Source organism: Citrobacter sp. S46_ASV_140 (assembly GCF_018919545.1).
Taxonomy (GTDB): Bacteria; Pseudomonadota; Gammaproteobacteria; order Enterobacterales; family Enterobacteriaceae; genus Citrobacter; species Citrobacter braakii.
The window spans coordinates 1-16,133 of the sequence record NZ_JAHLRC010000079.1 but is presented as its reverse complement, the minus strand read 5'-3'; the positions used below and the strand labels follow the sequence as shown (position 1 = coordinate 16,133).

Annotated in this window: 13 protein-coding genes and 1 pseudogene; 13 read left to right on the top strand and 1 reads right to left on the bottom strand. The window is 53.1% G+C overall.

The window, feature by feature from the left end:
* Nucleotides 1-419 (bottom strand): annotated as a pseudogene (alaA, locus tag KQJ19_RS17265) (alanine transaminase AlaA); the annotation flags it as partial.
* 929 nt (nt 420-1,348) lie between these two features.
* Between alaA and lrhA the strand changes: the two are divergent.
* The 13 genes from lrhA to nuoM all read left to right on the top strand — a co-directional run.
* On the top strand, nt 1,349-2,287 hold the full coding sequence (lrhA, locus tag KQJ19_RS17260) for a transcriptional regulator LrhA (protein WP_016153838.1): 939 nt from the start codon (nt 1,349-1,351) through the stop codon (nt 2,285-2,287).
* A gap of 627 nt (nt 2,288-2,914) precedes the next feature.
* Nucleotides 2,915-3,358, top strand: coding sequence for an NADH-quinone oxidoreductase subunit NuoA (gene nuoA, locus KQJ19_RS17255; protein ID WP_003028077.1), 444 nt, complete (start codon nt 2,915-2,917; stop codon nt 3,356-3,358).
* 15 nt (nt 3,359-3,373) lie between these two features.
* Nucleotides 3,374-4,036, top strand: a complete 663-nt coding sequence (gene nuoB, locus KQJ19_RS17250) for an NADH-quinone oxidoreductase subunit NuoB (RefSeq protein ID WP_003028075.1) — start codon at nt 3,374-3,376, stop codon at nt 4,034-4,036.
* Nucleotides 4,037-4,121: 85 nt separating this feature from the next.
* The gene (nuoC, locus tag KQJ19_RS17245; protein ID WP_016153837.1) at nt 4,122-5,924 is read left to right on the top strand and encodes an NADH-quinone oxidoreductase subunit C/D; all 1,803 of its coding nucleotides are present in this window, start codon (nt 4,122-4,124) and stop codon (nt 5,922-5,924) included.
* 2 nt (nt 5,925-5,926) lie between these two features.
* The gene (nuoE, locus tag KQJ19_RS17240) at nt 5,927-6,427 is read left to right on the top strand and encodes an NADH-quinone oxidoreductase subunit NuoE (RefSeq protein ID WP_003028069.1); all 501 of its coding nucleotides are present in this window, start codon (nt 5,927-5,929) and stop codon (nt 6,425-6,427) included.
* Nucleotides 6,424-7,761: an NADH-quinone oxidoreductase subunit NuoF gene (gene nuoF / locus KQJ19_RS17235; protein ID WP_016153836.1), complete on the top strand. Its 1,338-nt coding sequence runs from the start codon at nt 6,424-6,426 to the stop codon at nt 7,759-7,761. The genes nuoE and nuoF overlap by 4 nt, the downstream gene beginning before the upstream one ends.
* A gap of 80 nt (nt 7,762-7,841) precedes the next feature.
* A complete protein-coding gene (gene nuoG / locus KQJ19_RS17230; protein ID WP_131351081.1) occupies nt 7,842-10,568 on the top strand; it encodes an NADH-quinone oxidoreductase subunit NuoG in 2,727 nt (908 codons plus the stop codon).
* On the top strand, nt 10,565-11,542 hold the full coding sequence (gene nuoH / locus KQJ19_RS17225) for an NADH-quinone oxidoreductase subunit NuoH (RefSeq protein ID WP_016153834.1): 978 nt from the start codon (nt 10,565-10,567) through the stop codon (nt 11,540-11,542). Before nuoG ends, nuoH begins: the two co-directional genes overlap by 4 nt.
* Nucleotides 11,543-11,556: 14 nt before the next feature.
* Nucleotides 11,557-12,099, top strand: a complete 543-nt coding sequence (gene nuoI, locus KQJ19_RS17220) for an NADH-quinone oxidoreductase subunit NuoI (protein WP_005129470.1) — start codon at nt 11,557-11,559, stop codon at nt 12,097-12,099.
* 11 nt (nt 12,100-12,110) lie between these two features.
* Nucleotides 12,111-12,665: an NADH-quinone oxidoreductase subunit J gene (gene nuoJ / locus KQJ19_RS17215; protein WP_016153833.1), complete on the top strand. Its 555-nt coding sequence runs from the start codon at nt 12,111-12,113 to the stop codon at nt 12,663-12,665.
* Complete coding sequence (nuoK, locus tag KQJ19_RS17210) at nt 12,662-12,964, top strand: NADH-quinone oxidoreductase subunit NuoK (RefSeq protein WP_006683663.1); 303 nt, start codon at nt 12,662-12,664, stop codon at nt 12,962-12,964. Before nuoJ ends, nuoK begins: the two co-directional genes overlap by 4 nt.
* Nucleotides 12,961-14,802, top strand: a complete 1,842-nt coding sequence (gene nuoL, locus KQJ19_RS17205) for an NADH-quinone oxidoreductase subunit L (RefSeq protein WP_016153832.1) — start codon at nt 12,961-12,963, stop codon at nt 14,800-14,802. The genes nuoK and nuoL overlap by 4 nt, the downstream gene beginning before the upstream one ends.
* 76 nt (nt 14,803-14,878) lie before the next feature.
* The coding region (gene nuoM / locus KQJ19_RS17200) for an NADH-quinone oxidoreductase subunit M (protein ID WP_216403905.1) at nt 14,879-16,133 on the top strand (1,255 nt) is incomplete at its 3' end.

Here is a 16,133-nt window from a genome sequence, read left to right as displayed (position 1 = left end):
CCGGAGAGCGATACCGCCGCCGTCCACAGCGGATAATCAGGAGCAGGAACCAGCATTTCGTCCCCACTGTTCAGCAATGCCTGCATAGCCTGCACAATTAATTCAGAAACGCCGTTGCCGATATAAATATCTTCCACGGTTACGTCGCGCATACCACGGGCCTGGTAATGCTGCATAATCGCTTTACGGGCGGAATAAAGGCCTTTTGAGTCGCAATATCCTTGCGCTGTTGGCAAATTGCGGATCACATCCACCAGTATTTCATCTGGCGCTTCAAACCCGAATGGCGCCGGGTTGCCGATGTTCAGTTTCAGAACTTTATTGCCTTCTTCTTCCAGGCGCTTTGCTTCCTTCAGAACCGGGCCGCGAATGTCATAACAGACGTTTTCTAATTTGCTGGATTTTTCAATGGGGGACATGAACGTTGACCTTTTTAGCTGTGAATGCCACTCCCTGCCATGGAAGTCAGCCCAGCACAATGTACTCCCACGGCGGTGAGTTTTGAAGGGTCTTTAGTAGAAGATTTTGAAAAGCTATGAAGTGATAATTAACTGTTAACAACTAAATAATGTAAATATTATGAGATAATAATCTATCTAGATGTGTTTTGTTGGTAGTATGTTTTGTTTTATTGGTTTGGTTGTGGTGAATTGTTTGGTCAAAAAAAGTTAAGCCTGTAAAGCGAAATGTCACGGGTGTCTAAGCTGGATGAGGTAATTCGAAAATACTGAGGTTTTAACTGCGGGACCTGTTATCGGCCTGATCCGTACGTGATACGGTCTGAATTCATTGTTAAGCATAATTAATGAATTGAAGAATTCTTAATTAATTATTATTTAATATTTAAACGACATTAAATTGGATGGGCCAATAATAGCAAAACCGCTGCTCTGACATAACACCTGGTAGCCTGGAATTATTCACGATAACACTTATAAATATAGTGGTTTTAGGTTAAGATAAGTCTCATGAAATGGTAAGTAGTCTGAATTTTAAGATAATTCAAATGTTTGTTGGTTGTTCCTAACACACTGAAAAGTTAGTTTTTAATGTGTAAATTATTGTTCGTTAACTTTTTTTTTAAATTTACAAAATTTACATGTTTTCCCTAAGTCAGAATCATCCAGCAGCTAAAAATTCGGCTCTTTCTCGTTGCTATATTCCGATGAATATCACGGGAATTAAAATAGCCAGGAAAGAGAATTGTTTCGTTTGTTAAACCAAATACATCCTTATTTTCACTTGGTTACACTAAGCGAAACTGCGAGGGAGGCACATTACAAATGGAGTTGTTTGATTCCAAATGCACAGCATTAACCCGGTATGACCCGCGAGTAAGTGAAAAACTATGATAAATGCAAATCGTCCGATAATTAACCTCGACCTCGATCTGCTGAGAACCTTCGTTGCTGTTGCCGACCTGAATACCTTTGCGGCTGCGGCAGCTGCGGTATGTCGAACTCAGTCTGCGGTGAGTCAGCAAATGCAGCGTCTTGAGCAACTCGTGGGGAAAGAGTTGTTCGCGCGCCATGGACGCAACAAACTACTGACCGAACATGGTATACAACTGTTGGGTTACGCCAGAAAAATACTGCGCTTTAATGATGAGGCATGCTCATCATTAATGTTTAATAATCTTCAGGGAGTGTTAACTATCGGTGCTTCTGATGAATCTGCCGATACCATACTGCCTTTCCTGCTCAACCGGATAAGTTCGGTTTATCCGAAGCTTGCGCTGGATGTGAGGGTCAAGCGTAACGCCTACATGGTGGATATGCTGAAGTCGCAAGAAGTGGACTTGGTTGTGACTACCAACCGTCCTGGCGATTTTGAATGTCTGAATCTGCGTACCTCGCCAACGCATTGGTACTGTGCTGCCGAATATATTCTGCAAAAAGGTGAGCCGGTACCATTGGTTCTGCTGGACGATCCGAGCCCGTTTCGCGATATCGTGCTGGCGACATTAAATGCTGCTCAGATCCCGTGGCGTCTGGCTTATGTTGCTTCAACATTACCTGCGGTTCGCGCGGCGGTAAAAGCAGGGCTCGGCGTTACTGCGCGGCCTGTTGAAATGATGAGTCCGGATTTACGCGTATTGGGCGCCGCCGACGGATTACCGCCATTGCCTGATACTGAGTATCTGTTGTGCTGCGATCCGTCCACGCAAAATGAGTTGGCAGAAGTTATCTTTAAGTCGATGCAAACGTATCAAAATCCTTGGCAATACAATCAGTTTACCCCTGAAGGGGGAGATGACTCGCTGATTGTTGAAGGCGACTTTGAGTAATCCGTCACAAAAAATCGTTTTAAAATGTTAGTGTAAAAAAGAGCCACTGGTGATGAAAAAACATCCAGTGGCTCTTTTTTTATGCAAATATTGCCGCTTTATGTCATTTGCTATACTAAAACTTAACAAAATCAGAAGGTAAAAAAACGGCCTGACGCCTGGCTGAAAAATAAGCAGCAGCGTTACTAATTGTTTCCATGTTAAAAAACTAGAGAAATTGTTGCTGTTTTTTATGGTGAATTAACAAAAGCGTGTCACAGATCAAGAAAATACTCCCATTTAGGGGGAGGCATCTGGGTGAATTCCTGTCAAAATAGGTGAGTATTATCTTTTTTACTTCACTACGGACACGATTCAACAACATTAAAAATGACCGATGATGCGATCGAAATTGGTCTAAATAGCACTTTATGTTAATGAAGTTGGAGCGGTGTAAAATAATGTGAGGAAACTTTTGTTAAAGTTGACAAAAGGTTATAGAAAGGAGTAAAAAACCCCATCAATTAGCTGTATAAAATGGTTTTTCACAGTGATTGTAAGGTTTTTTTTATTCCTCCCCATGAATCGATGTGGCGTTCATCTGCCGAAAAGAGCAGAGAATTTGGCGCTACTTTTGATGAGTAAGCAATGAGTATGTCAACATCCACTGAAATCATCGCTCATCACTGGGCATTCGCTATCTTTCTTATTGTTGCCATTGGCCTGTGCTGCCTGATGCTCGTCGGCGGCTGGTTTTTAGGTGGTCGCGCGCGCGCGAGATCTAAAAACGTGCCGTTTGAATCAGGTATCGACTCGGTCGGCACCGCCCGCTTGCGCCTGTCTGCCAAGTTTTATCTGGTAGCCATGTTCTTCGTTATCTTCGACGTTGAAGCGCTGTATCTGTTCGCATGGTCAACTTCTATCCGTGAAAGCGGCTGGATTGGCTTTGTGGAAGCTGCAATTTTTATTTTTGTGTTACTGGCAGGTCTGGTTTATCTGGTGCGTATTGGCGCGCTGGACTGGACGCCCGCGCGTTCACGCCGCGAGCGTATGAACCCGGAAACGAACAGTATCGCTAATCGTCAACGCTAACCGCGAGGCATTAAGATGGATTATACGCTCACCCGCATAGATCCTAACGGTGAGAACGACCGTTACCCCCTGCAAAAACAGGAGATCGTAACCGACCCCCTGGAGCAAGAAGTTAACAAAAACGTGTTCATGGGCAAGCTGCATGACATGGTTAACTGGGGCCGTAAAAACTCAATTTGGCCCTATAACTTTGGCCTTTCCTGCTGCTACGTTGAGATGGTGACCTCGTTTACCGCCGTGCACGATGTGGCCCGTTTTGGTGCGGAAGTACTGCGTGCATCGCCGCGTCAGGCTGACCTGATGGTCGTAGCCGGAACCTGCTTTACCAAAATGGCGCCGGTTATTCAGCGCCTCTACGATCAGATGCTGGAACCGAAATGGGTTATTTCCATGGGCGCATGCGCCAACTCCGGCGGTATGTACGACATCTATTCTGTGGTGCAGGGCGTTGATAAATTTATTCCGGTCGATGTGTACATCCCGGGATGCCCGCCGCGTCCGGAAGCGTATATGCAGGCTCTGATGCTGCTGCAAGATTCCATTGGCAAAGAACGCCGTCCGCTCTCCTGGGTGGTTGGCGATCAGGGCGTTTATCGCGCCAATATGCAGTCAGAACGCGAGCGTAAACGCGGCGAACGTATTGCTGTAACGAATCTTCGTACACCAGACGAGATTTAATTTGCGCCTGTCGGCAGCAGCACTTCCTTCGCTTATCACTACATAAATAGCGCGAAGCACTGCCGACCACCACGGACCATTTGCAATGGTGAACAATATGACCGACTTAACCGCGCAAGACGCTGTATGGCAAACACGGGATCACCTTGATGACCCGGTCATTGGCGAACTGCGCAACCGTTTTGGGCCGGATGCCTTTACCGTTCAGGCGACTCGCACCGGGGTACCTGTTGTTTGGGTCAAGCGTGAACAATTACTGGAAGTTGGCGATTTCTTAAAGAGACTGCCGAAACCTTACGTCATGCTGTTTGACTTACACGGCATGGACGAACGTCTGCGTACGCACCGCGAAGGGTTACCTGCCGCGGATTTTTCCGTTTTCTATCACCTGATCTCCATTGAACGCAATCGCGATATCATGCTCAAGGTGGCATTGTCTGAAAACGACCTGCGCGTACCGACGTTCACCAAACTGTTCCCGAACGCCAACTGGTATGAGCGTGAAACCTGGGAAATGTTTGGCATCGACATCGAAGGTCACCCGCACCTGACGCGTCTGCTGATGCCGCATACCTGGGAAGGTCATCCGCTGCGTAAAGACTACCCGGCGCGTGCGACCGAATTCGATCCGTTTGAGCTGACTAAAGCCAAACAGGATCTGGAAATGGAATCACTGACCTTCAAACCAGAAGAATGGGGCATGAAGCGTAGTTCCGAAAACGAGGACTTCATGTTCCTCAACCTCGGTCCTAACCACCCGTCTTCTCACGGTGCGTTCCGTATTGTGCTGCAGCTTGATGGCGAAGAAATCGTCGACTGCGTGCCTGACATCGGCTACCACCACCGTGGCGCTGAAAAGATGGGTGAACGTCAGTCCTGGCATAGCTACATTCCGTACACCGACCGTATCGAGTACCTCGGCGGCTGCGTTAACGAAATGCCTTACGTACTGGCCGTTGAGAAACTGGCTGGCATCACCACGCCGGATCGCGTCAACGTGATTCGCGTTATGTTGTCTGAACTGTTCCGTATCAACAGCCACCTGCTGTACATCTCCACGTTCATCCAGGACGTCGGCGCGATGACCCCGGTCTTCTTCGCCTTTACCGACCGTCAGAAAATCTATGACGTAGTGGAAGCGATCACCGGTTTCCGTATGCACCCGGCCTGGTTCCGTATCGGCGGTGTGGCACACGATCTGCCGCGCGGTTGGGACAAACTGCTGCGTGACTTCCTCGACTGGATGCCAAAACGTCTGGATTCCTACGAGAAAGCCGCACTGCGTAACACCATCCTGAAAGGCCGTTCGCAGGGCGTTGCCGCTTATGGTAAGAAAGAAGCGCTGGACTGGGGTTGTACCGGTGCTGCGCTGCGTGCGACCGGTATTGATTTTGACGTGCGTAAAGCGCGTCCATACTCTGGCTACGAAAACTTTGACTTTGAAGTCCCGGTTGGCGGCGGCGTGTCCGACTGCTATACCCGCGTGATGCTGAAAGTTGAAGAGCTGCGCCAGAGTCTGCGCATCCTTGAGCAGTGCCTCAACAACATGCCGGAAGGCCCGTTCAAAGCGGATCACCCGCTGACTACGCCGCCGCCGAAAGAGCGCACGTTGCAACATATCGAAACCCTGATCACCCACTTCCTGCAAGTTTCGTGGGGACCGGTTATGCCGGCAAACGAGTCCTTCCAGATGGTGGAAGCGACCAAGGGTATTAACAGTTACTACCTGACCAGCGATGGCAGCACCATGAGTTACCGTACCCGTATCCGTACCCCGAGCTATGCGCACCTGCAGCAGATCCCGGTAGCGGTACGTGGCAGCCTGGTGTCCGACCTTATCGTCCACCTGGGTAGTATCGATTTTGTTATGTCAGATGTGGACCGCTAATTATGCACGAGAATCAACAACCACAAACCGAGGCTTTTGAGCTGAGTGCGGCTGAGCGTGAAGCGATTGAGCACGAGAAGCACCACTACGAAGACCCGCGTGCGGCGTCCATTGAAGCGCTGAAAATCGTTCAGAAACAGCGTGGCTGGGTGCCGGATGGGGCGATCTATGCGATCGCTGATGTGCTGGGGATCCCGGCAAGCGACGTAGAAGGTGTTGCCACGTTCTATAGCCAGATCTTCCGCCAGCCGGTAGGTCGCCACGTGATCCGCTATTGCGACAGCGTGGTGTGCCATATCAACGGCTATCAGGGGATCCAGGCTGCGCTTGAGAAAAAACTCAACATCAAGCCGGGGCAGACGACCTTTGACGGTCGTTTTACGCTGCTCCCGACCTGTTGCCTGGGGAACTGCGATAAAGGGCCGAACATGATGATCGATGAGGATACTCATGCTCACCTGACCCCGGAAGGCATTCCCGAACTGCTGGAGCGGTATAAATGAAAGACATTATCCGTACTCCCGAAACGCATCCGCTGACCTGGCGTCTGCGTGATGACAAACAGCCGGTCTGGCTGGACGAATACCGTAGCAAGAACGGCTACGAAGGTGCGCGTAAGGCCCTGACCGGGCTGTCACCGGACGAAATCGTTAATCAGGTAAAAGACGCTGGCCTGAAAGGGCGCGGTGGTGCGGGCTTTTCCACCGGTCTGAAGTGGAGCCTGATGCCGAAAGACGAATCCATGAACATCCGTTACCTGCTGTGTAACGCCGATGAAATGGAGCCGGGTACCTATAAAGACCGTCTGCTGATGGAACAGCTGCCGCACCTGCTGGTAGAAGGCATGCTGATCTCCGCGTTTGCGCTGAAAGCGTACCGTGGTTACATCTTCCTGCGTGGTGAATATATCGAAGCGGCTGTGCATCTGCGTCGCGCGATTGCCGAAGCAACCGAAGCCGGCTTGCTTGGCAAAAACATCATGGGCACCGGTTTCGACTTCGAACTGTTTGTCCACACCGGGGCAGGGCGCTATATCTGTGGTGAAGAGACGGCGCTGATTAACTCCCTTGAAGGTCGTCGTGCTAACCCACGTTCCAAGCCGCCGTTCCCGGCAAGCTCTGGCGCTTGGGGTAAGCCGACCTGCGTTAACAACGTCGAAACCCTGTGTAACGTACCAGCTATCCTCGCGAACGGCGTGGAGTGGTACCAGAACATTTCGCAGAGCAAAGACGCGGGCACCAAGCTGATGGGCTTCTCCGGTCGCGTGAAGAACCCTGGCCTGTGGGAACTGCCTTTCGGTACTACCGCGCGCGAGATCCTCGAAGATTACGCGGGCGGCATGCGCGATGGCCTGAAATTCAAAGCCTGGCAGCCGGGCGGCGCGGGTACGGACTTCCTGACTGAAGCGCACCTCGATCTGCCGATGGAATTCGAAAGCATTGGTAAAGCCGGTAGCCGTTTGGGCACCGCGCTGGCAATGGCTGTCGACCACGAGATTGGCATGGTTCCTCTGGTGCGTAACCTCGAAGAGTTCTTTGCCCGCGAGTCCTGCGGCTGGTGTACGCCGTGCCGTGACGGTCTGCCGTGGAGTGTGAAAATTCTGCGCGCGCTGGAGCGTGGCGAAGGCCAGCCTGGGGATATCGAGACGCTTGAGCAACTGTGTCGTTTCCTCGGCCCGGGTAAAACCTTCTGTGCACACGCCCCGGGTGCGGTGGAGCCGCTGCAGAGCGCCATTAAATATTTCCGCGAAGAATTCGAAGCTGGCATCAAGCAGTCCTTCAGCAATACCCATCAGATTGGTGGTATTCAGCCGAACCTGCTGAAAGAGCGCTGGTAATAGCAGGGTAACCCTGAATCGCGATCAGAAATTCGATTAACGCTCGGTTTTAGACCGAGCCAACTGGAAGCATGCTGACTATGGCTACGATTCATGTAGACGGCAAAGAATATGAGGTCAACGGAGCGGACAACCTGCTGGAAGCTTGTCTGTCTCTCGGCCTTGATATTCCGTACTTTTGCTGGCACCCGGCGCTGGGAAGCGTCGGTGCTTGCCGCCAGTGTGCGGTGAAGCAATATCAAAACGCGGAAGACACGCGTGGTCGCCTGGTGATGTCTTGTATGACACCGGCCACCGAAGGCACCTTTATTTCAATTGATGACGAAGAAGCGAAGCAGTTTCGCGAAAGCGTAGTGGAGTGGTTGATGACTAACCACCCGCACGACTGTCCGGTCTGTGAAGAGGGCGGTAACTGCCACCTTCAGGATATGACCGTCATGACCGGTCATAGCTTCCGTCGCTACCGCTTCACGAAGCGTACTCACCGCAACCAGGACCTGGGGCCGTTCATCTCTCACGAAATGAACCGCTGCATCGCCTGCTATCGCTGCGTACGTTACTACAAAGATTACGCCGATGGCGCGGATCTGGGCGTCTATGGCGCACATGACAACGTCTACTTTGGTCGTCCGGAAGACGGTACGCTCGAAAGCGAATTCTCCGGTAACCTGGTGGAAATTTGCCCGACCGGCGTCTTCACCGATAAAACGCACTCCGAGCGTTATAATCGTAAATGGGACATGCAGTTTGCGCCGAGCATCTGCCAGCAGTGTTCTATCGGCTGTAACATCAGCCCGGGCGAGCGCTACGGTGAACTGCGTCGTATCGAAAACCGCTACAACGGTACCGTTAACCACTACTTCCTCTGCGACCGTGGTCGTTTTGGCTATGGTTACGTGAACCTGAAAGACCGTCCGCGTCAGCCGGTACAGCGTCGTGGCGATGACCTGATCACGCTGAACGCCGAACAGGCGATGCAGGGCGCGGCAGATATTCTGCGTCAGTCGAAGAAAGTGATTGGTATCGGCTCCCCGCGTGCCAGCGTTGAAAGTAACTTCGCGCTGCGTGAACTGGTCGGTGCGGATAACTTCTATACCGGTATTGCCCAGGGCGAGCAGGAACGTCTGCAACTGGCTCTGAGCGTGCTGCGTGACGGCGGTATTCATACCCCGGCACTGCGCGAAATCGAGTCATTCGATGCGGTTCTGGTCCTGGGCGAAGATGTCACCCAAACCGGCGCGCGCGTTGCGCTGGCAGTGCGTCAGGCGGTGAAAGGTAAAGCGCGTGAAATGGCGGCGGCGCAGAAAGTGGCCGACTGGCAGATTGCGGCAATCCTCAACATTGGCCAGCGCGCCAAGCATCCGCTGTTCGTTACCAACGTCGATAACACCCGTCTGGATGATATCGCGGCATGGACCTACCGTGCGCCGGTTGAAGATCAGGCGCGTTTAGGTTTCGCGATCGCCCACGCGCTGGATAACAACGCACCGGCGGTTGACGGTATCGACCGTGACCTGCAGAACAAAATTGACGTCATCGTTCAGGCTCTGGCTGGGGCGAAGAAACCACTGATTATTTCCGGTACCAACGCCGGTAGCGCCGACGTGATTCAGGCTGCTGCCAACGTGGCGAAGGCGCTGAAAGGCCGTGGCGCAGACGTCGGAATCACCATGATTGCTCGCTCTGTCAACAGTATGGGGCTGGGTATGATTGGCGGTGGTTCCCTCGACGACGCGCTGACCGAACTGGAAACAGGTCGTGCTGACGCCGTTGTGGTGTTGGAAAATGACCTGCATCGCCATGCTTCAGCAACGCGTGTGAACGCCGCGCTGGCGAAAGCGCCGCTGGTACTGGTTGTTGACCATCAGCGCACGGCTATTATGGAAAACGCCCATCTGGTGCTTTCCGCCGCTAGCTTCGCCGAAAGCGATGGTACGGTAATTAACAACGAAGGTCGCGCCCAGCGTTTCTTCCAGGTCTATGACCCATCCTACTACGACAGCAACACCGTAATGCTGGAAAGCTGGCGCTGGCTGCACTCGCTGCACAGTACCGTGCAGAGTCGTGAAGTGGACTGGACGCAGCTCGACCATGTTATCGACGCGGTCGTTGAGAAGTTACCGCAGTTGGCGGGTATTAAAGATGCCGCGCCGGATGCAAGCTTCCGTATCCGTGGACAGAAACTGGCACGTGAACCGCACCGCTACAGTGGTCGTACCGCAATGCGCGCCAACATCAGCGTTCACGAACCACGCCAGCCGCAGGACAAAGACACCATGTTCGCTTTCTCTATGGAAGGGAACAACCAACCGTCTGCGCCGCGTTCGCAAATTCCGTTTGCCTGGGCTCCGGGCTGGAACTCCCCACAGGCGTGGAACAAGTTCCAGGATGAAGTGGGCGGTAAACTGCGTCATGGCGATCCGGGCGTGCGTCTGATCGAAGCTTCTGCAGATGGTCTGGATTACTTCACAACCGTTCCGGCGAGCTTCCAGGCTCAGGATGGTCAGTGGCGTGTCGCGCCTTACTATCATCTGTTTGGTAGTGACGAAATGTCCCAGCGTGCGCCTGTCTTCCAGACCCGTATGCCGCAGCCGTACATCAAACTCAACCCGGCTGATGCCGCGAAGTTGGGTGTGAATGCCGGTACGCGCGTTTCTTTCAGCTACGATGGCAACACGGTTACGCTGCCGGTTGAAATCGCTGAAGGATTAACGGCAGGGCAGGTTGGTTTGCCAATGGGTATGCCTGGCATCGCGCCGGTTCTGGCTGGTGCACGTCTTGAGGATCTGCAGGAGGCACAACAATGAGTTGGATTACACCCGATCTGATTGAGATCCTGCTGAGCGTTCTCAAAGCGGTCGTGATTCTGCTGGTGGTGGTCACCTGCGGGGCATTCATGAGCTTTGGCGAACGTCGTCTGCTCGGTCTGTTCCAGAACCGTTACGGACCGAACCGTGTTGGCTGGGGTGGTTCGCTCCAGCTGGTTGCGGACATGATCAAGATGTTCTTTAAAGAAGACTGGATCCCGAAATTCTCGGATCGCGTCATCTTTACCCTGGCACCGATGATCGCCTTCACCTCGCTGCTGCTGGCTTTCGCCATCGTGCCGGTGAGCCCGAACTGGGTGGTTGCTGACCTGAACATCGGGATCCTGTTCTTCCTGATGATGGCAGGCCTCGCGGTATACGCGGTGTTGTTCGCAGGCTGGTCCAGTAACAACAAATACTCGCTGCTCGGTGCGATGCGCGCGTCTGCGCAGACGCTGAGCTACGAAGTATTCCTCGGACTTTCCCTGATGGGCGTGGTGGCGCAGGCCGGTTCATTTAACATGACCGACATCGTCAACAACCAGGCTGATATCTGGAACGTTATTCCGCAGTTCTTTGGTTTTGTCACCTTTGCCATCGCGGGCGTGGCGGTGTGTCACCGTCACCCGTTTGACCAGCCAGAAGCCGAGCAGGAACTGGCCGACGGTTACCACATTGAATACTCCGGTATGAAATTCGGTCTGTTCTTCGTGGGTGAGTACATCGGCATCGTCACCATTTCTGCACTGATGGTTACCCTGTTCTTCGGTGGCTGGCATGGTCCGTTCTTACCGCCATTCGTCTGGTTCGCGCTGAAAACCGCGTTCTTCATGATGATGTTCATTTTGATTCGTGCGTCGTTACCGCGTCCTCGTTATGACCAGGTAATGTCCTTCGGCTGGAAAGTCTGTCTGCCGCTGACGCTCGTCAACTTGCTGGTAACGGCGGCTGTCATTCTCTGGCAGGCGCAATAAGGGACACAAAGACCATGACCTTAAAAGAATTGTTAGTAGGTTTCGGCACCCAGGTACGCAGTATCTGGATGATCGGCCTGCATGCGTTCGCGAAACGCGAAACGCAGATGTACCCGGAAGAGCCGGTCTATCTACCGCCCCGTTTTCGTGGTCGTATCGTTCTGACCCGTGACCCGGACGGCGAAGAGCGCTGCGTTGCCTGTAACCTGTGTGCAGTAGCGTGTCCGGTAGGCTGTATCTCTTTGCAAAAAGCAGAGACCAAAGATGGCCGCTGGTATCCGGAGTTTTTCCGCATTAACTTCTCACGCTGCATTTTCTGCGGCCTGTGCGAAGAAGCCTGTCCGACAACGGCTATTCAGCTGACTCCAGATTTCGAGCTGGGTGAGTACAAGCGCCAGGACCTGGTTTACGAGAAAGAGGATCTGCTGATCTCCGGTCCGGGTAAATACCCGGAATATAACTTCTACCGGATGGCAGGTATGGCAATCGACGGCAAAGATAAGGGCGAAGCAGAGAACGAAGCCAAGCCTATCGACGTCAAGAGCCTGTTACCGTAAGGAGAGGGGCAATGGAGTTCGCTTTTTATATCTGTGGCCTGATAGCCATTCTCGCAACCTTGCGGGTGATCACCCACACCAATCCGGTACACGCACTGCTGTATCTGATTATTTCGCTGCTGGCGATTTCCGGGGTGTTCTTCTCGTTAGGTGCTTACTTCGCGGGGGCGCTGGAAATAATCGTCTACGCGGGCGCCATCATGGTGTTGTTCGTGTTCGTGGTCATGATGCTCAACCTCGGTGGTTCTGAAATTGAACAGGAACGCCAGTGGCTGAAACCGCAGGTGTGGATTGGACCGGCGATTCTGTCGGCCATCATGCTGGCGGTTATTGTTTATGCCATTCTGGGTGTTAACGATCAGGGCATCGACGGGACGCCAATTAGCGCGAAAGCTGTCGGTATTTCCCTGTTCGGACCGTATGTACTGGCGGTCGAGCTGGCTTCGATGCTGCTGCTGGCAGGTCTGGTTGTGGCCTTCCACGTAGGGCGCGAAGAGCGTTCTGGTGAAGTGCTGAGCAATCGCACCGATGACCGCGCGAAAAGAAAAACGGAGGAGCACGCATGATCCCCTTACAACATGGACTGATCCTCGCGGCTGTCTTATTCGTACTGGGCTTAACCGGTCTGGTTATCCGCCGCAATCTGCTGTTTATGCTGATCGGGCTGGAAATCATGATTAACGCCTCCGCGCTGGCCTTCGTGGTCGCCGGAAGCTACTGGGGCCAGACCGATGGTCAGGTGATGTATATTCTCGCCATCAGCCTTGCGGCTGCGGAAGCGAGCATTGGACTTGCGCTGTTGCTGCAACTTCATCGCCGTCGCCAGAACCTGAACATCGATTCAGTAAGTGAGATGCGTGGATGAACATGCTTGCCTTAACCATTATTCTGCCATTTATTGGCTTTGTATTACTGGCGTTCTCTCGCGGTCGTTGGTCAGAAAATCTGTCCGCGACCGTGGGTGTCGGGTCGATTGGCCTGGCGGCGCTGGTGACCGCGTTTGTTGGCGTTGACTTCTTTGCTAATGGTCAACAGGCCTACAGCCAGCCGCTGTGGACGTGGATGTCTGTCGGTGACTTCAATATCGGTTTTAATCTGGTGCTGGACGGCCTGTCGCTGACCATGCTCAGTGTGGTGACCGGTGTGGGTTTCCTGATCCACATGTTCGCCTCCTGGTATATGCGCGGTGAAGAGGGATACTCCCGTTTCTTCGCCTACACCAACCTGTTTATCGCCAGCATGGTGGTTCTGGTACTGGCGGATAACCTGCTGCTGATGTACCTCGGCTGGGAAGGCGTGGGCCTGTGCTCCTATCTGCTGATCGGTTTCTATTACACCGATCCGAAGAATGGCGCTGCGGCAATGAAAGCCTTCGTCGTGACCCGTGTGGGTGACGTGTTCCTCGCCTTCGCATTGTTTATCCTCTACAACGAGCTGGGCACGCTGAACTTCCGCGAAATGGTGGAACTGGCACCTGCTCACTTTGCAGATGGTAACAACATGCTGATGTGGGCAACCCTGATGCTGCTGGGCGGTGCGGTGGGTAAATCCGCGCAGCTGCCGTTGCAGACATGGCTTGCTGACGCGATGGCAGGTCCGACGCCTGTCTCCGCGCTGATCCACGCCGCGACGATGGTTACCGCCGGTGTCTACCTGATTGCACGTACCCACGGCCTGTTCCTGATGACGCCGGAAATCCTGCATCTGGTGGGGATTATCGGGGCTATCACTCTGGTACTGGCTGGTTTCGCCGCGCTGGTACAGACCGACATCAAACGCGTTCTCGCATACTCCACCATGAGCCAGATTGGTTATATGTTCCTGGCTCTCGGGGTTCAGGCGTGGGACGCGGCGATTTTCCACCTGATGACGCACGCCTTCTTTAAAGCGCTGCTGTTCCTGGCATCCGGCTCGGTTATCCTGGCCTGTCACCATGAACAGAACATCTTCAAGATGGGCGGTCTGCGTAAGTCTATTCCGCTGGTGTATCTCTGCTTCCTGATCGGTGGCGCGGCGCTGTCGGCTCTGCCGCTGATTACCGCAGGCTTCTTCAGTAAGGATGAGATTCTGGCCGGTGCGATGGCGAACGGTCATATCAACCTGATGGTTGCAGGTCTGGTCGGTGCGTTCATGACCTCTCTGTACACCTTCCGTATGATTTTCATCGTGTTCCACGGTAAAGAGCAAATTCACGCTCACGCAGGGAAGGGGATTACACATCATCTGCCGCTGATTGTGCTGATGATCCTGTCCACCTTCGTTGGCGCACTGATTGTGCCACCGCTGCAGGGGGTACTGCCTGCGACGACCGAGCTTGAGCATGGTCGCGTGATGACCTTGGAAATTACCTCCGGTATCGTCGCGATTGCAGGCATTCTGATCGCTGCATGGCTGTGGCTGGGTAAACGTACTCTGGTGACGTCGATTGCCAACAGTGCGCCAGGCCGTCTGCTGGGTACCTGGTGGTATAACGCCTGGGGCTTCGACTGGCTGTACGACAAAGTGTTCGTCAAGCCGTTCCTGGGCGTTGCATGGCTGCTGAAACGCGATCCGCTGAACGCAATGATGAACATTCCGGCGATCCTTTCCCGCTTTGCAGGTAAAGGCCTGTTGTTAAGCGAGAACGGCTATCTGCGTTGGTATGTAGCATCAATGAGCATCGGTGCCGTCGTTGTGCTGGCTCTGTTGATGGTACTGCGTTGATCGTAAAGTGAATTTTATCCAAATTCGTTGAAAATCAGGCCTCTATTAGGGGCCTTAAAAAGGAATAAAAATCGCCATGTTACTACCCTGGCTAATATTGATTCCCTTTATCGGTGGCTTTCTGTGCTGGCAGACCGAACGCTTTGGCGTGAAGGTGCCGCGTTGGATCGCGCTGATTACCATGGGATTGACGCTGGCGCTTGGCCTGCAACTTTGGTTGCAGGGCGGCTATTCACTGACGCAATCCACTGGCATTCCGCAGTGGCAGTCTGAGTTTGTCCTGCCGTGGATCCCACGCTTTGGCATCTCGATTCATCTTGCTATCGACGGTCTGTCGCTGCTGATGGTGGTGCTGACCGGCCTGCTCGGTGTTCTGGCGGTACTTTGCTCCTGGAATGAAATCGAAAAATACCAGGGCTTTTTCCACCTGAACCTGATGTGGATCTTAGGCGGCGTAATCGGCGTGTTCCTTGCCATCGACATGTTCCTGTTCTTCTTCTTCTGGGAAATGATGCTGGTGCCGATGTACTTCCTGATCGCGCTATGGGGGCATAAAGCCTCTGACGGTAAAACGCGTATCACGGCAGCAACCAAGTTCTTCATTTATACCCAGGCGAGTGGTCTGGTGATGTTGATTGCCATCCTGGCGCTGGTGTTTGTGCACTACAAAGCGACCGGCGTGTGGACTTTCAACTATGAAGAATTGCTGAATACTCCGATGTCCCACGGCGTGGAATACCTGCTGATGCTGGGCTTCTTCATCGCTTTCGCGGTGAAAATGCCGGTGGTTCCGCTGCACGGCTGGTTGCCGGATGCTCACTCCCAGGCACCGACCGCAGGTTCCGTTGACCTGGCAGGTATCTTGCTGAAAACCGCAGCCTACGGTCTGCTGCGCTTCTCCCTGCCGCTGTTCCCGAATGCGTCAGCGGAGTTTGCACCTATCGCAATGTGGCTTGGCGTCATCGGCATCTTCTACGGCGCGTGGATGGCCTTTAATCAGTACGACATCAAACGTCTGATTGCTTACACCTCCGTATCCCACATGGGCTTCGTACTGATTGCTATCTACACCGGCAGCCAGCTGGCATACCAGGGTGCGGTGATTCAGATGATCGCGCACGGCCTGTCCGCAGCCGGTCTGTTCATCCTTTGTGGTCAGCTGTACGAACGTCTGCACACGCGTGATATGCGTATGATGGGCGGCCTGTGGGGCAAAATGAAATGGTTGCCTGCGCTGTCAATGTTCTTTGCAGTGTGTACGCTGGGTATGCCGGGTACAGGTAACTTCGTTGGCGAATTTATGATTCTGTTCGGCAGCTACCAGGTGGTTC